Annotated in this window: 25 protein-coding genes; all 25 read right to left on the reverse strand. The window is 45.2% G+C overall.

Features of this window, described 5'->3' with window-relative positions; all coding sequences use genetic code 11:
- Positions 1-18: 18 nt before the first annotated feature.
- A complete protein-coding gene (locus AB3N00_RS07140) occupies positions 19-807 on the reverse strand; it encodes a FliA/WhiG family RNA polymerase sigma factor (protein ID WP_175396049.1) in 789 nt (262 codons plus the stop codon).
- A 15-nt stretch (positions 808-822) separates the two neighbouring features.
- On the reverse strand, positions 823-1,266 hold the full coding sequence (locus tag AB3N00_RS07145; protein WP_413033942.1) for a hypothetical protein: 444 nt from the start codon (positions 1,264-1,266) through the stop codon (positions 823-825).
- A gap of 4 nt (positions 1,267-1,270) precedes the next feature.
- On the reverse strand, positions 1,271-1,768 hold the full coding sequence (locus AB3N00_RS07150) for a chemotaxis protein CheD (protein ID WP_413033943.1): 498 nt from the start codon (positions 1,766-1,768) through the stop codon (positions 1,271-1,273).
- Entirely contained in the window at positions 1,761-2,381 is a 621-nt protein-coding gene (locus AB3N00_RS07155; protein WP_095287977.1) for a chemotaxis protein CheC, read from the reverse strand. The genes AB3N00_RS07150 and AB3N00_RS07155 overlap by 8 nt, the downstream gene beginning before the upstream one ends.
- Positions 2,382-2,390: 9 nt before the next feature.
- On the reverse strand, positions 2,391-2,852 hold the full coding sequence (locus AB3N00_RS07160; protein ID WP_175396052.1) for a chemotaxis protein CheW: 462 nt from the start codon (positions 2,850-2,852) through the stop codon (positions 2,391-2,393).
- Between the two features lie 41 nt (positions 2,853-2,893).
- Positions 2,894-4,960 (reverse strand): chemotaxis protein CheW, encoded by a 2,067-nt coding sequence (locus AB3N00_RS07165; protein ID WP_413033944.1) that lies wholly within the window; start codon positions 4,958-4,960, stop codon positions 2,894-2,896.
- Positions 4,961-4,993: 33 nt separating this feature from the next.
- Positions 4,994-6,412: a protein-glutamate methylesterase/protein-glutamine glutaminase gene (locus AB3N00_RS07170; protein ID WP_413033945.1), complete on the reverse strand. Its 1,419-nt coding sequence runs from the start codon at positions 6,410-6,412 to the stop codon at positions 4,994-4,996.
- Between the two features lie 33 nt (positions 6,413-6,445).
- Positions 6,446-7,333 (reverse strand): MinD/ParA family protein, encoded by an 888-nt coding sequence (locus AB3N00_RS07175; protein ID WP_413033946.1) that lies wholly within the window; start codon positions 7,331-7,333, stop codon positions 6,446-6,448.
- A complete protein-coding gene (gene flhF / locus AB3N00_RS07180) occupies positions 7,330-8,682 on the reverse strand; it encodes a flagellar biosynthesis protein FlhF (protein WP_413033947.1) in 1,353 nt (450 codons plus the stop codon). Before flhF ends, AB3N00_RS07175 begins: the two co-directional genes overlap by 4 nt.
- Entirely contained in the window at positions 8,679-10,712 is a 2,034-nt protein-coding gene (flhA, locus tag AB3N00_RS07185; protein WP_413033948.1) for a flagellar biosynthesis protein FlhA, read from the reverse strand. The genes flhF and flhA overlap by 4 nt, the downstream gene beginning before the upstream one ends.
- A gap of 24 nt (positions 10,713-10,736) precedes the next feature.
- On the reverse strand, positions 10,737-11,819 hold the full coding sequence (gene flhB, locus AB3N00_RS07190; RefSeq protein ID WP_413033949.1) for a flagellar biosynthesis protein FlhB: 1,083 nt from the start codon (positions 11,817-11,819) through the stop codon (positions 10,737-10,739).
- 23 nt (positions 11,820-11,842) lie between these two features.
- Positions 11,843-12,631 carry a flagellar biosynthetic protein FliR gene (gene fliR / locus AB3N00_RS07195; protein WP_413033950.1) on the reverse strand — a complete coding sequence of 263 codons (789 nt, stop codon included), beginning with the start codon at positions 12,629-12,631 and terminating at the stop codon, positions 11,843-11,845.
- A gap of 10 nt (positions 12,632-12,641) precedes the next feature.
- Positions 12,642-12,911, reverse strand: coding sequence for a flagellar biosynthesis protein FliQ (gene fliQ, locus AB3N00_RS07200; protein ID WP_024630226.1), 270 nt, complete (start codon positions 12,909-12,911; stop codon positions 12,642-12,644).
- A gap of 25 nt (positions 12,912-12,936) precedes the next feature.
- Positions 12,937-13,692, reverse strand: coding sequence for a flagellar type III secretion system pore protein FliP (fliP, locus tag AB3N00_RS07205; protein ID WP_413033951.1), 756 nt, complete (start codon positions 13,690-13,692; stop codon positions 12,937-12,939).
- Entirely contained in the window at positions 13,689-14,225 is a 537-nt protein-coding gene (locus AB3N00_RS07210; protein WP_413035212.1) for a flagellar biosynthetic protein FliO, read from the reverse strand. Before AB3N00_RS07210 ends, fliP begins: the two co-directional genes overlap by 4 nt.
- Before the next feature lie 11 nt (positions 14,226-14,236).
- Positions 14,237-14,602 (reverse strand): response regulator, encoded by a 366-nt coding sequence (locus AB3N00_RS07215; protein WP_095287820.1) that lies wholly within the window; start codon positions 14,600-14,602, stop codon positions 14,237-14,239.
- Between the two features lie 28 nt (positions 14,603-14,630).
- Positions 14,631-15,899: a flagellar motor switch phosphatase FliY gene (gene fliY, locus AB3N00_RS07220; RefSeq protein WP_413033952.1), complete on the reverse strand. Its 1,269-nt coding sequence runs from the start codon at positions 15,897-15,899 to the stop codon at positions 14,631-14,633.
- Positions 15,889-16,887, reverse strand: a complete 999-nt coding sequence (fliM, locus tag AB3N00_RS07225) for a flagellar motor switch protein FliM (RefSeq protein WP_175396062.1) — start codon at positions 16,885-16,887, stop codon at positions 15,889-15,891. The genes fliY and fliM overlap by 11 nt, the downstream gene beginning before the upstream one ends.
- A 39-nt stretch (positions 16,888-16,926) precedes the next feature.
- Positions 16,927-17,388: a flagellar basal body-associated protein FliL gene (gene fliL / locus AB3N00_RS07230; protein WP_413033953.1), complete on the reverse strand. Its 462-nt coding sequence runs from the start codon at positions 17,386-17,388 to the stop codon at positions 16,927-16,929.
- A complete protein-coding gene (locus AB3N00_RS07235) occupies positions 17,388-17,609 on the reverse strand; it encodes a flagellar FlbD family protein (protein WP_024630220.1) in 222 nt (73 codons plus the stop codon). The genes fliL and AB3N00_RS07235 overlap by 1 nt, the downstream gene beginning before the upstream one ends.
- Before the next feature lie 66 nt (positions 17,610-17,675).
- A complete protein-coding gene (gene flgG / locus AB3N00_RS07240) occupies positions 17,676-18,491 on the reverse strand; it encodes a flagellar basal body rod protein FlgG (RefSeq protein WP_413033954.1) in 816 nt (271 codons plus the stop codon).
- 81 nt (positions 18,492-18,572) lie between these two features.
- Positions 18,573-18,956, reverse strand: a complete 384-nt coding sequence (locus AB3N00_RS07245; RefSeq protein ID WP_413033955.1) for a TIGR02530 family flagellar biosynthesis protein — start codon at positions 18,954-18,956, stop codon at positions 18,573-18,575.
- Complete coding sequence (locus tag AB3N00_RS07250; protein ID WP_413033956.1) at positions 18,953-19,495, reverse strand: flagellar hook capping FlgD N-terminal domain-containing protein; 543 nt, start codon at positions 19,493-19,495, stop codon at positions 18,953-18,955. Before AB3N00_RS07250 ends, AB3N00_RS07245 begins: the two co-directional genes overlap by 4 nt.
- Positions 19,496-19,514: 19 nt before the next feature.
- Positions 19,515-20,885 carry a flagellar hook-length control protein FliK gene (locus tag AB3N00_RS07255; protein WP_413033957.1) on the reverse strand — a complete coding sequence of 457 codons (1,371 nt, stop codon included), beginning with the start codon at positions 20,883-20,885 and terminating at the stop codon, positions 19,515-19,517.
- A gap of 37 nt (positions 20,886-20,922) precedes the next feature.
- Positions 20,923-21,861 carry a MotE family protein gene (locus AB3N00_RS07260; protein ID WP_413033958.1) on the reverse strand — a complete coding sequence of 313 codons (939 nt, stop codon included), beginning with the start codon at positions 21,859-21,861 and terminating at the stop codon, positions 20,923-20,925.
- Positions 21,862-21,886: the final 25 nt, after the last annotated feature.

Genomic DNA, 21,886 nt, shown 5'->3' on the forward strand with positions numbered 1-21,886 from the left:
GTATAATCAAGCTCTCTATCAATCTTTGCGCATCAACAAATCCTTCTGTTTTTCCAGCGTTCCACGGAGTCTTAATATGGCTTTGGAATGCAGCTGGGATATACGTGATGGAGAAAGAGACATTACTTCGGCGATCTCACTAAGTGACAAATCTTCGTAATACAAGAGGGAGACGACTGTTCTCTCTTTTACCGTCAGCTTGTCGAGTCCCTGAACCAAGGCATCCTTCAGATAAAACTCATTTACTTTGTAATCCGGGTTTTTGGCCTTTTCATCCACCATCAAGGAAAGACGAGTCTCTGATTCTTCTTCCCGAATCGGATCTTCAAGGGAACACAGTGACATCACGGCCACTTCCTGAAGCATATGTTGAAAATCTTTTGTAGACACATCAAGGAATTGACTCATTTCCTCATCGCTTACTGACCGTAAATAGGTTTGCTCCAACTGTTGATATGCATCCTCGATTCGTTTAGCTTTTTCCCGTACCGAACGAGGAACCCAGTCCCCTTGACGCAAACCGTCCAGGATTGCGCCTCGAACACGCCATGAAGCATACGTCTCAAATTGAAGGCCTCGTTCATAGTCGAATTTCTCAAGAGCATCGATTAGTCCCATGACACCATTGCTCTCAAGATCATCTTTCGGGACATTTTTGGGTAACCCAACTGCCAAACGTCCGGATACATAATTTACAATGTGAAGATACTTTTCAATCAATGCTTTCTTGGCTTCAAGATCTCCGTGCTCTTTCCACTTTTCCCACAGGTCAGCATGGTTCAAATGTGAAGCTTTACGCTCGTCCAATTGCTTTCACCCTCCTTATTTGTCTGTCAGGTGACGAACGGCCTGCGCCAATTCTTCCGGATCTTTGGTCCGTACCAGTTTAGGCGGATCCAATGGGGCGAAACCCGTTGGAGCTTTCGTCTCGGATGGCGGAATTTCTTCCCCAGAGGAGGCGTTCTGTCCATTCTTGAGCAAGTCGTTCAGCTCTTGTCCATCGTCTTCGAGTTTAATGTCCACCTGTGAACCTCTTACATCTGGACCGATTGGGGGATCATAATCGAATCCCTTACTCCCTGCGGATGGGGTCAGCAGCAACCCTAGCCCCCAGCGCAAACCAAAAGCAAGGGCATACCAGGCTACGAATCCGATTAATCCGCGAATTAAACTGGTCATCAACAAATTGCTGCTGTATGCTACAAAAAAAGTCAGAATAAATCCGACTATGCCTGCTCCAAGATTAATGCGGTAGTTTCCTATCATCATTTTATAATTCCTTTACACCCATTTGTACACTTCTAATATTTAAAATTCCTGTTTCACAGTCCATTTCAATGGTTCGGCCATAATTACCACCGGTATCTTCAGCAAGAAGAGGTATACCCAGCTTTTGTAACCATTCCCGGCATGACTCCGCATTTCTTGGCCCAATGCGCATGGTATCTCCAGCGCCTGAAAAGGCAAACATCTGGGCTCCTCCTGCCATCTTGGACACGATTCGTGAGCGAGATGCACCGAGTTTCAACATCTTTTCTAGCAGCTCAGGCAATGCCGTGTCCGCATATTTAGCAGTGTTCAATTTCCCTTCTCTAGCAATCTCTGAAGAAGGAAGCATGACATGCGCCATTCCAGCCAGTTTCAAATGCGGATCATACATCGTTAATCCTACACAAGAACCAAGGCCAGTCGTGCGGATTATGCCAGGAAGGTGAGCAATGTTCAAATCCGCCATACCGACTTTAACGACGCTTTTTTCTTCAATCATGATCCAGCGGCACCCCTAAAGATTCAAATATCTTGGCAAATGACAACGGATCGGGAATCAGGAAAAATTGACCCTCGACCTGATCTTCACCCTCGAAGAACGAAGTGTCTATCAGCAGTGCATCGTCTCCCATTTCACCGAACTGCAGCAAGCCGTAACTAAGTATTGCGCCTGCCATATCAATCGCTAGTCCGGGAACCGTAGGATACATCGACAGTTTTGTGAAATCTGCAAGTGATGAGAGATACGATCCAGCCAGGATATTACCGATTTCGGATAACGCAGACTGTTCCATGTCCGTAAACATGAGACCTTCCTTCAGATCAAATCCGGCAAGTCGGTTCAGCAGCATTTTGGCAGCCTCTGGAGTCATCATGAAAAACAGATTCCCCGGCGCCTCGCCTTCAACACGCAAAAAGACAGTAACCACAATTCGTTCGTCCCCGCCCACTTTTTCTGCAACTTCCTCAAAAGGGAGCATCTGTACTGTCGGCACACCCATGTCAATCGGTCTATTCAGAAGCTGAGACAACGCCGTTGCGGCGTTGCCTGCTCCAATGTTACCGACCTCTTTGAGCACATCCATTTGGAATCCCTCAAATCGGTTGAACATCTCCACGTGTTAGCCCTCGACACTTTCCAGCTGTACAACCTCGCTTTTATTCAATACTTCGTGCAGATTCAGCATGATCAGCAAACGCTCATTTTCCAATTTAGCCACACCGCGCAGATATCGTGCCTTGACTCCACCAACCACTTCCGGAGGACTATCGATTGCACTGCTCTTAATATCAATTACATCATTGGCCGCATCAACGATAAATCCGACCTGCATGTCTCCCACTGCTACGATAACAATACGTGTTTGATCCGTATATTCCGTTTCAGGCAGGGAAAACCGACCTCGCAAATCAATAACCGGGATTACAACCCCACGTAAATTAATAACCCCTTTTACGAAGGAAAATGTCTTAGGGACACGAGTAATTGGCATCATCCGCTCAATTGTCTGAACCTTCTCGACCTCAATACCGTACTCTTCCGAACCTAATTTAAAGACGATGACTTTCAATTCTTCTTCCATGGATAAAACCTCCCTATTAAGTGTAAGGCTTACGTAAATGTTTATTTAATAAATGCGTTAGGGTCAACGATCAGAGCTACTTGACCATCTCCCAGGATGGTTGCTCCGGAGATTCCTTCAATGGAAGGAAGATAGCTTCCCATCGATTTGAGAACAATCTCGCTCTGTCCAATGAATTCTTCGACGGAAACCGCTGCGAGGCGATCACCTTTACGGATTACGACAATTTCTGTCTCCGACTCATCTTCATCATTGAAGTCAGGCACCCCGAACACTTCATTTAGTGACAAGTACGGAATGAGCGATTCACGGAAAGTGATCATTTTGTTGCCATGAATATTCCGAACCTGCTCACGCTGCACAATTGCCGTCTCCACGATGGAGGACAAAGGAATCGCATATTTTTCGGAACCCACTCGTACAAGCATTGCAGCGATAATGGACAACGTCAATGGCAGTTGAACCGAGAAATTAGTACCTTTGCCAGGTGTGGAGTGAATGGTCACATTACCGCCCAAGGAAGTAATCTTGGATTTTACAACATCCAGTCCGACTCCACGTCCAGAAATATCCGAGATTTTGTCAGCTGTACTGAAACCCGGGGCAAACAGCAACTGATTGACTTCATCGTCGCTCATTTTGGCACCCTGTTCTTCCGTTACAACCCCGCGTTTGATGGCTGTTTGCAAAAGCTTCTCACGATAAATTCCCTTGCCGTCGTCTTCAATCTCAATAAAAACATGATTTCCACTGTGGAAGGCACGAAGGTTAACTGTACCCATTTCCGGTTTCCCGGCCGCAATACGTTCAGCGATCGACTCTACACCGTGGTCAACAGCGTTACGCAGCAAATGCACCAGTGGGTCACCAATCTCATCAATGACGGTACGGTCCAATTCAGTTTCAGCACCGGTAATGACCAGATCGATTTTTTTATCCAGCGTCTTGGCCAGGTCACGAATCATCCGCGGGAAACGGTTAAATACGGTATCCACAGGTACCATCCGCAGTTTAAGTACGATATTTTGCAGGTCTGAGCTAACTCTGCTAAGATGAGCAACCGTATCGGATAGATCATTATTACCCGTTTCGCTCGCCAACTGCTCCAGACGCGAACGATCAATCAGCAATTCACTGAACAAATTCATAAGCACATCCAAACGCTCGATATCCACTCGGATCGTGCGCGAAGGTGCAGCTGTCTGTTTAGCTGGTGCAGTAGGCTTGGCTGCTGCCTTTTCTTCCGTTTTCACGGCAGGTACAATCTCTTGTGATACAGCTGTAGCTATAGCGACAGTTTCAGCTTCAACCGCTGCTGCTGCCTGGTTGGTCATTTGCTGAAGTGTTTCCTGATCCAGCTGAATCACTTTGGCACTTTCTATCTCTGAAATGCTTAATATATTTTTTTCCAGTTCCTGCGCTTCTTTGGTTGTTATGTAATACAACGAGAAACTGCGCTCAAACTTCTCCTGCTCAATATCTTGAACGGATGGGAAAGACTTCACCACTTCACCGGAACGTTCCAAGAGATCAAATACCATGTAGGCACGTACGCCTTTCAGCTGGCTATCCTCACTAACAAGCACATCGATGTAAAAGACACGATGCCCTTCAGCGATGGACTGGTCCAGTACAGAGTATTGGAACTCGTCCAAATCAACAGCAGAGGAAATGGACTCTACCGGCTTACTTGTTGCTGTAGCCGCTGGAGTTTTACCACCTGTCCATTCCCCACTTTCAATGGCTTGAAGGGAAGCAACAATGGCAGAAACGTCCGCCTTACCTTCTCCACCACCAGTAATGTCCTGAACCATGGTTTCAAGCGCATCCAAACTCTTAAACAGGGTATCAAAAATATAATCCTGCATTTTCAACTTCTCGTTACGTACCAGATCTAACACATTCTCCATTTTGTGTGTCAATGATGCCAAATCCTCAAAACCCATCGTAGCGGCCATACCTTTCAAAGTATGAGCAGAGCGGAAGATGACCTGAACTATGCTAAGGTCCTCCGGATTGCCTTCGAGTTGAAGCATATTGTCGTTAAGGGATTGCAGATGATCATTAGACTCATCAATAAACATGGATAAATATTGGTTCATGTCCATTGTGAGGCACCTCCTCCATGAGTTACACTCCGTTTATTTCACTGCTTGAACAAGTTTTGTGGCGATCTCCTGCAATGGCAGAAGATGGCGTACGCACTGCAGCTCTGCAGCAGAACGCGGCATTCCATACACAACACAAGTCTCTTCATTTTCCGCAAAGGTGGATGTGACACCGGCTTCATACAGTTTCTTCATCATGCGAGCTCCATCACTACCCATACCCGTCAGCAAAACCAAATGTCGCTGAAGTGATGTGAATGGCAATAACGACTCAAACATCGTGTCCACTGAAGGCCTATGTCCATTTACCGGATGCTCCTCAGTAAGCTTCAAAATATACTTTCCATCTGCCGTTTTGCTTACTATGATGTGATAACCACCAGGAGCGATATAAGCAGACCCTTTTTTTAGAACCATACCATCTTCAGCCTCAACCACATGCAGCGGACTGAACGTATTTAAGCGTTGTGCCAAAGAACGGGTAAAGTTCGGCGGCATGTGCTGCACGATAATGACAGGTGCAGGCAAATCAGCAGGCAGTTCCTCAAGCAATGTTTTTAGGGCTCTTGGACCTCCTGTAGAGCAGCCAATAGCGACAATTTTGTTGAAAGCTCCTTCAGTACCCGCTACTGCTTTTGGTATTGGTATTGGGCGATTTGAGGCAGCAGCGACCTGATCCACCGCTGATCGTAATGGTTCAGAGTTCCGACTCTCCTTCGGCGAAGGGACGGGCTTAATAGGTTTCAGCGTTTTAGCTTCTCTTACGTCAGGAAGACGATTGGGACTCTTTGGAGCCTCTGCCTTTTTGTCTGACCGCTCTTTTTTCTGATCCCCCAGTGATGCGTTTCGCTTCAGGGGTTGGGATTGGAAACGTTCGCTTTGTTCACCGGTTGGGCGTGTGACCGGCTGAACCGGGTCAATCCGTTTTTGTGCTGGTTCTCTGTGAACTTGCGTAGGCGTTCCTCTCTGTACCCGCTGAGATTGACGCAAGACGTCGTCCTGAATCTCTTTCCTCTTTTGCAAGGATGCCTCGCGGTCCGCTTTACGCTTAATTTCATTCATGGCCGCCCGCATTCTTTCGACGAGGGCCTTACCTACCTGAGCAATATCCTGATCATGTGAAATGGAAGGCTTTCGGATAAAATCGAACGCTCCAGCTTCAAGCGCCATAATGGTTTCTTTCATCCCTTGTTCATTGATACCAGATAGCATAATGACAGGAACAGATGATTGTTGCATTATTGATTTTAGTGCATCCAATCCATTCATTTCAGGCATTTCAACATCCATTGTAATAACGTCAGGCTTTACATCCACTGCTTTCTGTATTGCTTCCTTGCCGGTTGAAGCAGTTGCCGCAACTTTGAATTCCGGGTCCGCTTCAATTAAATCCGTGACAATTTTGCGCATAAAAGCGGAATCATCGACAACTAATACTTGATACACCGCCATGTTTGGTCCACCTCTGTTTCCTTTTTTCAGAAATCATGTTGTCTTCCTAAGCCACTTTTTCATAAATCCCCTGATTCCTGTCAAGGTTCCGGATTCGTTAACCGCAGGTTCAGCCAGATAGCGAAGGGCAAGTCGCTGTATATCTCTGGAAGCTTTTGATTGGGGATAGGCCAGGCTGTAAGGCACCTGTCTCTTCACCGCTTTTACGACATTCGGATCCTCAGAAACATACCCAAGCAGGGGGATATCGGTCTGCAAAAAACGTTTAGCTACCCCTGCTATTTTATCGGCCACCCGTTCCGATTCCTGTTCATTTTCAACGCGGTTAACGATCATCCGAAAAGGTGTAGCATTTTCCTGACCATGCATCACTTTGACCAGAGCATATGCATCTGTTATGGAAGTTGGTTCAGGTGTGGTTATAATCATACATTCGTCAGCTGCACCGATGAACTTCATATTCTCTCTAGAGAGCCCCGCTCCGGTATCAAAAATGACATAGTCCATTTCTTGTGCAACCATTTCCACTTGCTCTGCAAAAAACTCCAAATCACGATCCGACAAAGAAAATAATTCTTTCATGCCCGATCCACCAGCTATATAGGGCAACCCGTTCGCACCAAGCTGTATGATTTCCTGTATGGACTTTTGCCGATACAATAAATGATACAAATTATAAGGGGATGAAGCCCCCATAAGGACATCAATATTGGCCATCCCGATATCTGCATCAAACACAAGTACCTTCCGCCCCAGAGTTTGTAACGCAAGTGCAAAATTTAAAGTGAAGTTGGATTTCCCTACTCCTCCTTTTCCACTTGCAATAGTTAAGATCTTGGAAGAACGGCTACTGCGCTCCATACCGTTCTCTCCTCTGGGTGCTGACACCATACTTCGAAGTGAGGCTGCCTGGTCTCTCATTGTGCAAGCTCTCCCAGTAGTTGTTTAGTCAGGGTCCCTGGATCGGGTTTTAACAAATCATCAGGAACGTTCTGTCCATTGGTCACATAGGCAAGCTTTAACGGGAAACGATGCAAAAGATTAATCATCGGACCACAAGTGCCGGTTTCGTCCATCTTGGTGAAGATGATTTTATCCAAACCATACTTACTGAAATGTTCAGTAATTTCAAACATATCCGCACTTTTGGATGTCATGCTCATGACCAGAAAGGTTTCACTATTCTCTACAGGAGCCAGCAAGCTTTGCAACTCAGATACCAGCAGTTCGTTTCTATAGTTTCTTCCTGCGGTATCCATAAAGATCAGGTCACAATCCTGCAGGCGGGATATAGCTCGCTGTGTATCTCCGGGAGACTGTACAACCTCAAGTGGAACATTCAAAATGGAAGCGTAGGTTCTAAGCTGTTCCACTGCTGAAATACGGTATGTGTCCGAAGTGATAAATCCGACTTTGCGATGATGTTTAAACATCTGCTCAGCAGCTAGTTTGGCAATAGTCGTTGTTTTCCCCACTCCTGTGGGTCCAGCAACATAAACAATTCGAGTCCCAGGTAATATGCCGGCATCAACACGTTCCTCTAGAAACTGCAAAATCTGTTGCTGAACTGACTCAACAATTCCTTTTTCTTCCAGGTCACTGGCATCCAACTGCTTCTCAGCCTCTTCAAACCATGACTCGAATACCTCTGCGGATACTTCTTGGCGGATCAGCCGTTCTCTTAGAGAATGGAACTCTTCAGGTAAAGGGTCAGCCGGGGCACTCTGCTTGGATAATTGAGTCATCATTTTTTTGAGTTCTTTCAGTTCAGACATCAGTTCAACTTGTCGCCCCTGTTTTTCTTCCTCCAGCACGGGAGAAGATGGTGAACCCGAAAAATCCGCTCCTTCCGGTCGCGGTTTATAATCCATGCTTGAGTCCAATTTACCGAGCCCGAAGTCTGATTCGATGTTACTCGATCCAGACTTGGCAGCGGTCTCCTTGCGTTGCTCATTCAAATCCTGATCGGGAACATTGGCAGCAGATTCATTGGCTTCGTTTGCAAATGAACGAGCCGTTTGCCGATACGCTTCAGGAACAAACGCACGTGGTACTGGTGTAAATGGGTTCTGCATTTGCTTTTTGGCTTCTTTTCTCTCTTCTTCTTCAACTGCCGCCACAACTTCAATTCTTTTTTTGCGAAACATTCCCATCATTCCGCCCACCTTGATTTCTTTGGTGGACAGAATGACAGCGTCACTTCCTAGGTCTTTCCGAATCTGAAGCATAGCTTCGGGCATGGTCTCAACAATATATTGTTTTACTCTCATAAGTTCACCACTCCGACACTTTGGATTTCAACATTCGGTTCCAACTCACTATAGGATAGTACCGGTATGTCCTGCATGGTACGTTCTATGACTTGACGCAGATACATACGAATGGTTGGAGAAGTTAATACAACAGGTTGTTGACCTGATTGGATCAGTCGATTGACCTGTTCGGTCAATTTTTGATACACACTCTGTGTTGAAGCAGGATCCAAGGCAAGATAACTACCCTGTTCGGATTGCTGCACACTCTCGGCAATTTTCTTCTCCAGTCCAGGTCCAACCGTAATCACTCTGAGCGTTTCACCTTTTTGGGAGAACTGTTGAGTGATTTGACGGGAGAGCGATTGTCTTACGTACTCTGTCAGAACATCCGGGTCTTTCGTATACGTCCCGTAATCTGCCAGTGTCTCGAAGATCGTGACCATATCTCGAATTGAGATCTTCTCACGCAGAAGTTTAGCCAACACTTTTTGTACATCCCCAATGGCCAAAACCGAAGGAATCAGCTCATCCACAAGTGCAGCATAGTTCTCTCTGAGATTATCCACAAGCGCCTTCGTCTCTTGTCTACCAAGCAGCTCATGCGCATGTTTCTTGATCAGTTCCGTCAGATGGGTAGCAACAACAGAAGGTGGATCCACAACCGTGTAACCCGCAAGCTCAGCTCGATCTTTGGTCACTTCGTCGATCCAGAGGGCAGGAAGACCAAAAGCCGGTTCCGTCGTTTCAATACCTGTAACAGACTCCTCTTCATATCCTGGACTCATAGCCAGATAATGATTAAGCAGCAATTCACCGCCACCAACCACATTACCCTTGATCTTAATGACATACTCATTAGGCCTTAATTGAATGTTATCTCGAATCCGTATCACTGGTACCACGAGTCCCAATTCAAGTGCACATTGTCTACGTATCATAATAATCCGGTCCAATAGATCTCCGCCCTGCTGATTATCAGCGAGAGGGATCAATCCATACCCAAATTCGAACTCAATCGGATCAACCTGAAGCAGATTAATTACGCTTTCTGGACTTCTAACCTCTTCAATCTGCTGCTCCTCCTCCATCTGTTCTTCTGCTTCTTGTTTGGATTTCAGATTATTCTGCATCCTCCAAGCGGCAAATGCCAATATACCCGCCAAAGGTATTGTCGTAATGGCATGAATCGGAGTGAAGAAACCAAGCATTGCGATTACAAAAGCTACAATATAAATGAGCGTCGGGTATGTAAACAACTGCCCCGTAATATCATCTGCCAAATTTCCTTCGGATGACGCTCTTGTGACAATAAGTCCCGCTGCTGTTGAAATCAGGAGAGCAGGAATCTGACTTACCAATCCATCCCCGATTGTTAATACAGAGTAAGTGGATAATGCATCTGCAAACGAGAGACCATGCACGGTCATACCGATGATAAACCCACCAATGAGATTGATCAGCAAGATGATAATACTTGCGATGGCGTCTCCTTTTACGAATTTACTCGCTCCGTCCATTGCTCCGTAGAAATCAGCTTCTCTCTCAATTTTGGAACGACGCTCACGCGCCTGTTGCTCATTGATCAAGCCTGCATTTAAATCCGCATCAATACTCATCTGTTTACCAGGCATCGCATCGAGTGTAAAACGAGCTGCAACTTCAGCTACACGTTCTGACCCCTTGGTGATAACGATAAACTGAACAACGACCAGTATGAGAAAGACGATAAAACCGATAGCAATCTGACCGCCTGCGATCCAACTACCGAAGGTGGCTACAACAGATCCCGCGTCACCTTCTCCAAGAATCAGCTTTGTTGTTGAAATATTCAAAGCTAATCGAAACAGTGTCGTAATCAACAACAATGCTGGAAAGATGGAGAATTGCAACGCTTCCTTGCTGTTCATCGCAACGAGCAGAATCATTAATGCAAGTGAAATGTTGACAACAAGCAGCATATCCAACAACCAGGTTGGGATCGGGAGAATCATCATCAACACAATGCCGATGATACCCGCAAGGACAGCAATATCTTTAGTTTTCAATGAATGTACGGCCTCCGATCCCTTTTATTTCGTTCTGCCCTTTAATTTATATACATAAGCCAGCACTTCGGCTACCGCTTGAAACAAATCAGCCGGTATGGCGTCGCCAATCTCGGCCCTCTGGAACAATGCCCGTGCCAGCGGCTTGTTTTCCATTGTAATGACACCGTGCTCTTTGGCAATTTCCCTAATGCGCAAGGCGACATAATCCTGACCTTTGGCAATAATCTGAGGTGCCTCCATCTCGGAACCTTCATACTTCAGCGCAACCGCAAAGTGCGTCGGGTTCGTGATAATGACATCTGCATTGGGAACTTCTTGCATCATGCGCTGTACAGCCATACGACGCTGTCGTTCCCTGATTTTGCCCTTGATCAGCGGGTCACCTTCCATTTTTTTATATTCATCCTTGATGTCCTGCTTGGACATTCGAATGTTTTTCTCGTAATCATATTTCTGATACATATAGTCGAATACTGCAAGTACCATTAAGGCAACAGCAATCTTGACACCCAGATTCAGGGTGATTGAAGCTGAAAAATGTAAAATGGCATCCAGAGAATAATGAGAAAGCGATGTAATTTCCGATTGGTAACTTATAATCGTACTGTAGACAAGGTATCCGATAATCAACATTTTCAGAATGGATTTTGCAAACTCCACTAACGAGCGGAGTGAGAAAATGTTTTTGAATCCTTTGATTGGATCTAGCTTTTCAAGCTTAGGCTTCAATCCTTCTCCTACAAGGAGAAAACCAACCTGCATATAATTGACTATCAATCCGACAAGTGCAGCACCAAGCAGTACGGGGGCAAGCAACAGCATGACTTCAATGCCATAACGCATCATAAGCGCCATTACATTCTCGCCGGTGATCTCCAAGCTCAGTCGATTCATAAAGATATCCGTGAATAACCGGACGATGCGTTCTTTGTAAAAGTTACTGAATACCATCATGATTACAAAGGTGAACAGGAGAATGGATGCCCCAGAGATCTCCATACTTTTGACAACCTGTCCCTTTTTGCGCGTATCCTGCCTTTTTTTCGGGGTGGCTTTTTCTGTCTTCTCCCCTGCGAATAACTGAAGGTCAAGTTGAAATTTCATTTAAATCCTGTCCTCCGTTTCCTTTAACCTGGCCTCTGTCCGATCGTCCCAAGCAATTTTTCCATAGATCTGAACATCGCTTCGAACAATTGACCAAATACAAAGGCGAAGCTCGGAACCATCAAAAGCAATATGGCGATCCCCACCAGAACCTTTAACGGCATACCGACAGCAAACACATTGAATTGAGGAGCAGTTTTAGCCAGAAAACCCAATCCCACGTCCGTCAAAAACAAAGCCACTACAATAGGTGCCGACATTTGAAAAGCAAGCATAAAGGCCTCACCCAAAGCATGAACGAGAAACTCAGCAATACTTCCATCGGCCAATCGTATGAAAAAGGCATTGGATAACGGTATCCAGCGATAGCTGTAAACTATGGCATCCAGAAGATAGTGGTGACCATTCATCGTCAGGAAAAGCAGCATAGCAAAAGCGTATTTGAAATTACCTGTCAGCGGTGCGGAAGCCCCCGTCATCGGGTCAAAAACATTCGCCATACCAAAGCCAATCTGAAGATCAATAAATGTTCCAGCGGTCTGCACAGCTGTCATGATCAAATAGGCTACAAACCCTAGCAGCAAACCTATCAATATCTCTCGGATAATCAATAGAATGTAACTCAGATCGGTAGGTACTTCCTGATTCATACCATAAACGACATAAACCGTTAATGTCACAAATGCCGATAAACCCACCTTAATGGAATTCGGGACATTTCGAGCTGAAAACACTGGTGCAGTTACAAAAAATGATGCAATTCGACAAAACATAAGCAGAGCGACAGGAAAACTTTGCAACAATGTCTCCATTGGCGAAAGCCTACCCTATATATCTGTATAAATTATCAAGAATGTTATACGTGAAATCTACCAAAATATTTAAAATCCATGGCCCAAATAAGAGCACTGCCAAAAGTACGGCAATAATTTTAGGAACAAAGGCCAATGTCTGCTCCTGAATTTGAGTTGTTGCCTGAAATACACTGATAATGAGACCCACAACTAGAGCCAGTATAAGCATGGGTGCGCTGGCCAGCAGTGACGTATATACTGCTTTCCCGGCCAGACCTATAATAAATTCTGAAGTCATGACCGTCCTCCTTTAACTTTCCTGCTCATGTGTTAAAGCTTAGCAACAGTGACTTCACTACAAGATACCAGCCATCGACAAGGACAAATAACAATATCTTAAATGGTAATGAGATCATGACCGGTGGAAGCATCATCATCCCCATAGCCATTAGCGTACTTGCAACCACGATGTCTATGACCAGGAATGGTATGAATATCATAAATCCCATCTGGAATGCTGTCTTCAATTCACTTATTGCATACGCTGGCACCATGACAGTGATCGGTATATCTTGATAAGTTTCCGGTTGTTCGGTCTGATTATATTTCATAAATAGCAGTAAATCCTTCTCCCTGGTATGGGAGAACATGAATTTCTTTATGGGATCCTGAGCCTTTTCAAGCGCTTCCGTTTGCGTGATGTCTCCTTTGAGATAGGGTTGAAGAGCTACCTGATTAATGGAAGACAGCGTCGGTGACATGATAAACAGTGTCAGGAAGAGCGCTAAACCGACAAGCACCTGATTGGGCGGCATTTGTTGCGTCCCCAAGGATGTCCGTATAAAACCGAGAACGATAACAATTCGGGTGAAACTGGTCATTAACACCAGTATTGCAGGCGCTATACTTAACACCGTAATTAAGAGAATAATGGACAGAGAACTCGAACTAGGTGTTCCCCCATCTCCGCTTCCGATTTGAATATCGATGTTCGGTATCGGTTCGGCAAAGGCGACCGTCACAGATGCCAGGCTGATCAGCCCCATCAAACAACATGCTAGCCAAATCTTTTTCTTCATGAATCCCTCGACCGATCTGTAGTATTGTCTTCTTCCAGGAGCTTTTCCATCTTTTCTTTTCGGTTAGGCATCTGCCGAAGTTTCGACTCGAACAGTTCGTGAAAAGAGGCTGTATCCTCAATTTCCATTTCCCGTGGCGGTTCTTTCTTACGCAAGCGGGCTGCCAACTTGTTGATTATCGGTGAAAGGCTTCCCTGTTGTGAAGAAGCTTCTCTCTCAAATGAATCAACAATTCTTTGTGCCTCTTCCAGATCCGAGATTTTGTCCAGCAATTGTATATTCTCGCCTACGCCAACCAAATAGACATTGCCGCCAATTTCTATGATCTGCAGAGACTTGTTGGGCCCCAGCCCCACACCACCCAAAATACGGACTGTGCCGCTTCGAAACCATTGTTGATTCCGTTTGTTCAAAAAACGGAGCAGGTAAACGATAAGGACCAGGATGACGGCCAGGACGACAATCACCCATACAAGCTGAAAATAATAGTTGGTCCCAACGTCAGCTTCTCCAGGAATTCCACCCTGCGCCATCATCATGTGTCTTAGACTCCCAGCGTTTTGCTGATTGCTTCGATGACCCGGTCAGACTGGAATGGTTTAACGATGAAATCTTTGGCACCAGCCTGAATTGCATCAATTACCATTGCTTGTTGTCCCATAGCTGAACACATAATGACTTTAGCGTTCGCATCGATTTTCTTGATTTCTTTCAGTGCTGCGATCCCATCCATCTCAGGCATGGTGATATCCATCGTGATCAGATCAGGACGAAGTTCCTTAAATTTCTCAATTGCTTGTGCTCCATCCTGAGCCTCGCCAACGACCTCATATCCGTTTTTGGACAAAATGTCCCGGATCATCATTCTCATAAATGCAGCGTCGTCCACGACTAAAATTCGGTTTGCCATCTTGATTCAAGTCCTCCCTAAATTGTGCTTATTGTAATTTCTGAATTCGGTCCCATTGGCTTACGATATCTATAACACGAACACCAAAGTTTTCATCGATGACGACAACTTCTCCCTTGGCAATCAGTTTGTTATTGACCAAAATATCGACAGGTTCGCCGGCCAGTTTATCCAGTTCGACAATTGAACCTTGTGAGAGTTCCAATATATCCTTAATTTGCTTCTGGGTCCTTCCTAATTCTACGGTGACTTTAAGGGGAATGTCCATCAATAAATTCAAATTATTTTCGTCCACTTGACCGTAAGACCCATTTTGCAAATTAGCAAACTGGACGGGTTGTACATTTACATTCCTGTTCGGCATTCCGCCGTAATGCTGTGGTACACCGTATGGTTGCTGCGGAGGCATGCCATAAGGCTGTTGTGGCGGCATTCCTTGTGGCATACCCATTGGTGCCTGTCCATATCCGTTATAGTCTGGAGCAGGCGGCTGAGAAGCCTGTGGAGGCACTTGTTGCTGAACCGGTGGTTGCTCAGGTGCCACTGGTGGAGCTGCTGCTGCTGGTGCCGCGTGTGATGGTGTTGTTACCGGTGCATTAGCCGTTGATTCCTGTGCACCACCAATCAACATGTCCACCATATGTTTGGCGAAATCAACAGGCAAAAGCTGCATCAGATTGGAGTCAATCAGATCACCAATCAGGAGACGGAAAGAAACTTGAATCAACGTCTCGTCATGCGGAAGACTGCTGACACCCTCGCCACTTTCCATGTTAAGAATATCAATGCCTGGTGGAGAGATATTTACAAATCGATTGAAGATGGTAGACATGGAGGTTGCAGATGAACCCATCATTTGATTCATGGCTTCCTGAACTGCACTAATATGGATTTCGTTCAGTTCTTCATCTGCAGGATTGCCTTCACCTCCGAGCATCAGATCAGCAATGACTTGGGCATCACGCTTTTTAATCACAAGTGAATTAATTCCTTCAAATCCATCCACATAATTCACATGTACCGCAACATGCGGCTTGGGAAAAGCTTCTTCAAATTGCGAACGGCTGATGATGGATACTTTCGGTGTAGTAATATCTACTTTCAATCCCAATAGCGTGGACAAAGCTGTCGCTGCGCTACCGAAAGTAATATTACCAATCTCCCCCAATGCATCTTGTTCAAGCTCAGTCAAAAAGTCGTCAACCGTTTTTTCAACCGGTTCCGTGCTGCTCATCGATTCGGATTGCCTGAGCAAAGCATCGATTTCTTCTTGGGACAAATAATCCTTACTCGTCAAATTCTTCAACTCCTTCGGTGACAATCTTGTCTATTTGCACAGCCACACGGTCTTTGATCGTTCCCGGACTGCCCATATACTTCAATCTGTCGCCAACTTTGATGGATAATCCCTCTTCAACCGGTTTGTTTAACGTAATAACATCGCCAACCGATAAGCCTAGAAATTCAGAGATCGAAATTCTGGATTCTCCCAACTCAGCTACAATCGGCAATTTGGCTTTATTCACACGTTCTCTGAGAGCATCGTACTCTTCAGGAGCCCTCGTTTTTTTCTCTGAAACAAACCATTGATGTGTCGACAACCTTGACATAATGGGTTCAAGAACGACATGCGGGATACACAAATTGATCATGCCAGTGGTGTCACCGATTTTGGTGCTAAGCGAGATCAGTGCGATCGTTTCGTTAGGTGATACAATCTGCATAAACTGCGGATTGGTCTCCAGCGCTTCCATTCTTGGTGATATGTCCAGCACCGTCTTCCAGGCTTCCTGCAAACTTTCGAACGCGCGGCTGAAGATGCGCTCCATAATCGTCGTCTCAATTTCAGTCATTGAAGCTATTTTAGTCGGTGCACTTCCTGTACCTCCCAGCAATCGATCCAACATCGCATAACCAACATTAGGGTGGACTTCCAGTACCATTCGACCTTGTAATGGTTCTGCTTCAAATATGTTTAATATCGTCATTTTAGGAATTGAACGTATAAATTCATCATAAGGCAGCTGTTCGACCTGAACGACGTTAATTTGAACGAAAGTCCGCAATTGGGCTGAAAAATAAGTGGTGAGAAAGCGTGCAAAATTTTCGTGAATTCGAGTCAAACTTCGAATATGATCTTTGGAAAAACGTACCGCCCGTTTAAAATCATACGATCTAATTTTTTTCTGAGTTTCTTCCTTTTTCAGTTCCTCGGCATCCATCTCACCTGAGGAAAGTGCTGCTAATAGGGCATCAATCTCATTTTGTGATAATACATCCACCATGTTCTCACCCCCTTACCGTTTTACAGCGTGCTCTGTTCATTACATTGATGCCATCAAAAAATAAGTAAAGTTCGTGCTGCTCAGCTTCGGTTCAGGCAGTGCCTCATTGATCAGTTTTGTAAGTTTCTCATTAAACTGAGAACGCCCCTTGGCTGTTTTTAATTCTTCTGGCTGTGCATCCGCAAAAGTTTGAACAATAATTGGTTTTACAGTGATTTCTTTGATTTTCTCAAAATCTTCTTTTGCTGTGGCATCGGTCATTTTAAAAGCCAGGTTAACTTGTACGATGTGATTGGTATCTGCCAAATTTGTTTTGATGTCTGTAATTTCGGAAGTCACCTCAACAATTTCATCAGCAGTCATCTTTTTAACCTCAGCTGCCGAAGCTACATCTTCCTCCGCTTTGGTTCCCACCTGTCCCTGCATAAATACAAACACAACCACCACAATGAGTGTTATGGCCAGCAATATCGTTGCCAGCCAGGGCATCATCTTTTTCATCAGGATTCCTCCGTTTGCTGCACTTTGATAGTGGCTGCCTGAACCCCGATTTCACGGTTGTAATCTTTGATTTTGGAAATGACTTCATCGGCCTTTTCAAGGACAATCAGTCTCTTCCCAGTCACCAGAGTAATATACGTATCCGGCGTTTCTTCCACAATCTCTACCATCAGGGCATTTAACCACATGGGAGAACCGTTTAACCGCGTAACCGAAATCATGCTAAGCCCCCTCGATCAATGTGGAGGAGCAAGCTCCCCCACGCATTAAAAATAGCTAATTAGTTATTAACGTTTCAGGTTAACAACTTCCTGAAGCACTTCATCCGATGTGGTAATGATCCGCGAGTTCGCCTGGAAGCCACGTTGTGCCACGATCATTTCCGTAAATTCACCTGTCAGATCCACATTTGACATTTCCAGTTGACCTGCTACAACGGCGCCTGTTCCAAACTCGGTGCTGTTGGCAGTTACAATTTCAAATTCGCCGTCAGCATTGGCATTCGCTGTAATGCGGTACAAGTTACCCCCGATTTTCTCCAGACCTTCCGGGTTTGTTACTTTACCTATCCCCAGTTGTGCACCAGCTTCCGTTGTACCATCATCCATCGTTTGGTTGATGATTCCGTCTTGACCAATAGTGAAAGACACTACTGTATCATCAAGAGTAATAGGCTCTCCACCACTATCCACAACGAACAAACCATCTGAAGTTACGAGGTTACGGTTAGCATCGATATGGAAGTCTCCGGCACGAGTCAGGAAAGGAACTTCTTGCTCCCCGCCAAGTGTGACCAGGAAGAACCCATCACCGTTGAGACGCAAGTCGGTTGGATTGTTCGTGGTCATTGGACTGCCCGCAAGATGCAGTGTATCAATCGAACCTACAGATACACCCAAACCGATCTGCTTTGCATTTACACCACCGTTTTCATCTCCAGGTGCAGTTACTCCCGCCGTGGTTTGACTCATAATATCCTTAAACATAACACGACTGCCTTTGAAGCCAACGGTGTTCACGTTTGCGATATTATTACCAATGACATCAAGTTTTGTTTGAAAACCCCGCATCCCGGAAACGCCAGAGTACATCGATTTTAACATTTTAAAAAATCCTCCCAGCCATAATTTGGTTGCCGCATCAGTCGGTCAGCGGCATTCCGGCTCCCGAGAAGGGCCAGCCGGTTAAGAAATGATTACAGCACTATCTATTTGTGTAAACACGTTATCCTTCATGCTTTCACTATCCATGGCTGTAACGACAGTGCGATTTTTAACATTGACGATAAAGGCCATATCCTGCATCAGAATCAGAGATTCTTTTGCCCCTTTTGCAGCAGCCTTGTCCAGTGCAGTTCCAATCTGCTGCATCTGCTCACTTTTCAGTTCAATCCCACGCTGTTCCAATCTTTTGGCCGCATGATTGCTAAGCTTAAGAAGATTATCCTCTAGTACCTGGGCAAAAGGCCGTTCAGCAGTGAGTGCTGTGTCGCTCTGTTTAGTACGATTAAGCAGGTTGGGTGTTACTGGGCCTGTATATAGTTGTCCTACCGTTATCCGATCACTCATAACGTGTTCCCACTATCTTGAACTAATGTTTCAGCATCCTCGCTTTCATTCACTGGTGCTGAAGCATCTGCAGTACTTTGAGTCTGGGATTCTTCTTCCTCGATTGGAGCGGGATTCGAAACCTGAATAATTTCATTGAGCTCAATTTCGTCATCGCCTACTTTAGCGTACTGTACACCATCCCGTACGATGATTGAATCCACAATCCCCTGACGAAGCGTTCCGTTGTCCTCTTTATTAGAAGAAAGCCAGCTGATTTCTCGCCCGATCATGCTTGATACTGCACCAAGAGACTGATTCAGCGCTTTAAGTTGGGACGAGATGTTAACTAGTTGTTCAACCGAACTGAACTGGGCCATTTGAGCAATAAATTCCTTATCCTCCATAGGCTGCATTGGATCCTGATTCTGAAGCTGGGTGATTAGTATTTTAAGAAACTGATCCTTCCCTAGCTCCTTTGTAGCTGCACTAGTTGTTGCCTTGTTTGCGGCCGAATAGTTAGGCCAGGTATTATTGGTAGAAACAATTTCAGTAGCCATATTTTCACCTCATTTCAGATTAAGCTTTAGCAGTAAACGATCCTCCCTGGAAGTCGTTTCCTTCCTCATTTTCACTGCGCCAATTGCGCAGTTCTTCCTGAAGGTTTGCCGTAGTTATTGCATCATCCGATTGCTCTTCCCGTTCTCGTGACCGGCGCTGATCCTGCGAGTTATTTCCTTGTTGACGTCCGCCGTCATGATACATTTCTGATCCTAGGGAGCTGCTCTGAGTGACCTCAATTCGTTCCACTTGGATCCCTTGGGACTGAAGCGAGGCACGAAGCTGTGTCATTTGCTGTTCGAGCATATCCTTCGCCATTGTATGTTCTGTCATGAAGCGTGCAACCAACTGCCCGTTTTGTAAGGTAATCTGTACATCCAGCTTACCCAGATGTTCTGGACGAAGTGAGATTGTAGCTTCGGAAAACCCTTTTTGCTGAACGATATCGAGTTTATTCACCACAAATTGCGTCATTTCTTTTGCAAACTGTGATGCTTGCATTACGGGTTCAGCTGGCTTAGCTACCGTAGTGCCTGACGTTCGCATGGATAACTCCCCGGCTGTAATAATTTTTGAATGATCTACTTCTCCACCATCATTGACAGTAACCGAGGTGTTCGCATCTGCTTCACCTGCCACTTTGATTCCGGTATTCGAAGCAGACATAACAGTCGGGTCTTTTTCCGAGGATGGGCTCACTTTTGTTTGAACACCCGGATCTTTTAATGTGTCTATTGAGTCAATGACAGTTTTAAGATCTGTCCACCCTTTGTTACCGCTCAGATCAACTCCAGCCTCCTGTAACTGATTCTGGAGAGTTTGAAGCAGCTGTTTAAACTCAGTCGTATTTTTGGCAATCGGACTATCCGGTTCAGTCATGCTTGCAACCATCTGAGTAAGTACATCCTGCAACACAAAGCGAACTGCTGATGGATGCTCGGTAAGATCCATTACTGGTGCAGCTTTAACAGCTTGCAGTACATTTACTGTCTCATCAGAATTTTCTGTTTCTGCCGAGCCACCATTTAGTTGTACATACATCTGTTGAATCAGATTTTGTAACTCCGCCAGTAATGTTGGATCATTTTCCAGAGCTTCATCGAGCGAATCCAAGCCAGCAAACAGTGAATCTAAAATATCTGTAAGAGAAGTTTGTTCCCCTTCTTCACCGGATGCAAATGCTATAGCAAGCGGATTTACAGATAACCCCCCAGCAGCTGCCGAATTATTTTCTTCAGAAGTACTCCCATTCAGTGTCTGTGCCAGTGTTTGCAAGAATTCACCGTTGCTCCCTGTAACTGCACCTTTGGATTGCGTTCCAGACGAGGTTTGCACTGCACTTGTTGCCTTGGATGAGGATGCAGAAGTCATTTGATATACGATCGACATTTGTTTCACCTCCTTCCGGTAATAACAGCATCCAACCTTACTTATTGCCCATTAAGCGGTTTAAGATCTTGGCAGTTTCAGCTGAATTCTCTGTGGACATGTTCTCCAGCAATTGGGAGCGTGTAGCATCGTCTACCGAGTTCAAAATGGTTAGCGTTTTATCCGGGCTGAGTTTGTATGTCTCTAAAAGCAACTTTGCACCACTGGAAGCTGACATTGATGAGAATGTTTGACTAAGTTGTGTTTTGTCCAGGTTTTTCGAGTTGCTCGTTGACGTCGTTGTTGTTGCAGCCGTTTCTTTCTTCAATCTGGATTGCAGTGCATCCAATGCCAAATCTCCGGATGGTTTGGCGTCCTTCATCATCATGGTGACATCTGCAGCCGTTTTCGGATCCATTTTCTCCAAAACTTTTGTACGAGCAGTTGACTGCATTGAACTCAGAAGCAGCACCATCTCTTCATTGGTCATGTTCTGTAATATCGGAGCTGCTTTGCTCGGACTCATGTCCGCGTACATCTTGGCCAGATCCTTAATCTGTTTTTGATAATCAGACTCAGCTTCGGGAACCTCCGATGCAGCAGTTTCCGCCGCTTTTTCCGCTTCATCCAATTTCGCTTGCAGATCGCTTGCTTTTTTTGCTTCTGTCGTCGTAGCCTCTTTCGCTGCTTGAAGTTCTGTTTCTTTTGCCGCTACCTGAGACTTCAGTTTTTCGATTGTTGCTTCAGCACTTTCAACTTGTTTCTCGCTTTCGTCCAGCTTTTCTTTTTCCGGATCCAATACAGGATCAGGCACCCAATCCTTAACTACAGGTATTTTGTTAGCTACCTCAAGCATGTTGTTGCGAATATCTACATTAAATAAGGTGAGCAGAACACCAAGCAGCACTACGGTGAAGACAATTGGAATCGAAATCATTAGAAACTTTTCCCAACCGCCGCCTGACTCTTTTTCGATATCTGTATCTTTAACAGCCATTGTTCATTCCTCCTTCACGAGACAA

It is taken from the genome of Paenibacillus xylanilyticus, from assembly GCF_047246825.1.
Lineage (GTDB): Bacteria > Bacillota > Bacilli > Paenibacillales > Paenibacillaceae > Paenibacillus > Paenibacillus xylanilyticus_B.

Bases quoted from the DNA above. Each gene is read 5' to 3' on its own strand.
- AB3N00_RS07145 (WP_413033942.1), bottom strand. From the start codon at position 1,266: ATGATAGGAAACTACCGCATTAATCTTGGAGCAGGCATAGTCGGATTT.
- AB3N00_RS07150 (WP_413033943.1), bottom strand. From the start codon at position 1,768: ATGATTGAAGAAAAAAGCGTCGTTAAAGTCGGTATGGCGGATTTGAAC.
- AB3N00_RS07155 (WP_095287977.1), bottom strand. From the start codon at position 2,381: ATGTTCAACCGATTTGAGGGATTCCAAATGGATGTGCTCAAAGAGGTC.
- AB3N00_RS07160 (WP_175396052.1), bottom strand. From the start codon at position 2,852: ATGGAAGAAGAATTGAAAGTCATCGTCTTTAAATTAGGTTCGGAAGAG.
- AB3N00_RS07165 (WP_413033944.1), bottom strand. From the start codon at position 4,960: ATGGACATGAACCAATATTTATCCATGTTTATTGATGAGTCTAATGAT.
- AB3N00_RS07170 (WP_413033945.1), bottom strand. From the start codon at position 6,412: ATGGCGGTGTATCAAGTATTAGTTGTCGATGATTCCGCTTTTATGCGC.
- AB3N00_RS07175 (WP_413033946.1), bottom strand. From the start codon at position 7,333: ATGAGAGACCAGGCAGCCTCACTTCGAAGTATGGTGTCAGCACCCAGA.
- flhF (WP_413033947.1), bottom strand. From the start codon at position 8,682: ATGAGAGTAAAACAATATATTGTTGAGACCATGCCCGAAGCTATGCTT.
- flhB (WP_413033949.1), bottom strand. From the start codon at position 11,819: ATGAAATTTCAACTTGACCTTCAGTTATTCGCAGGGGAGAAGACAGAA.
- fliR (WP_413033950.1), bottom strand. From the start codon at position 12,631: ATGGAGACATTGTTGCAAAGTTTTCCTGTCGCTCTGCTTATGTTTTGT.
- fliQ (WP_024630226.1), bottom strand. From the start codon at position 12,911: ATGACTTCAGAATTTATTATAGGTCTGGCCGGGAAAGCAGTATATACG.
- fliP (WP_413033951.1), bottom strand. From the start codon at position 13,692: ATGAAGAAAAAGATTTGGCTAGCATGTTGTTTGATGGGGCTGATCAGC.
- AB3N00_RS07210 (WP_413035212.1), bottom strand. From the start codon at position 14,225: ATGGCGCAGGGTGGAATTCCTGGAGAAGCTGACGTTGGGACCAACTAT.
- AB3N00_RS07215 (WP_095287820.1), bottom strand. From the start codon at position 14,602: ATGGCAAACCGAATTTTAGTCGTGGACGACGCTGCATTTATGAGAATG.
- fliM (WP_175396062.1), bottom strand. From the start codon at position 16,887: ATGGTGGATGTATTATCACAAAATGAGATTGATGCCCTATTAGCAGCA.
- fliL (WP_413033953.1), bottom strand. From the start codon at position 17,388: ATGAAAAAGATGATGCCCTGGCTGGCAACGATATTGCTGGCCATAACA.
- AB3N00_RS07235 (WP_024630220.1), bottom strand. From the start codon at position 17,609: ATGATTTCGGTTACGCGGTTAAACGGTTCTCCCATGTGGTTAAATGCC.
- flgG (WP_413033954.1), bottom strand. From the start codon at position 18,491: ATGTTAAAATCGATGTACTCTGGCGTTTCCGGGATGCGGGGTTTTCAA.
- AB3N00_RS07245 (WP_413033955.1), bottom strand. From the start codon at position 18,956: ATGAGTGATCGGATAACGGTAGGACAACTATATACAGGCCCAGTAACA.
- AB3N00_RS07250 (WP_413033956.1), bottom strand. From the start codon at position 19,495: ATGGCTACTGAAATTGTTTCTACCAATAATACCTGGCCTAACTATTCG.
- AB3N00_RS07255 (WP_413033957.1), bottom strand. From the start codon at position 20,885: ATGTCGATCGTATATCAAATGACTTCTGCATCCTCATCCAAGGCAACA.
- AB3N00_RS07260 (WP_413033958.1), bottom strand. From the start codon at position 21,861: ATGGCTGTTAAAGATACAGATATCGAAAAAGAGTCAGGCGGCGGTTGG.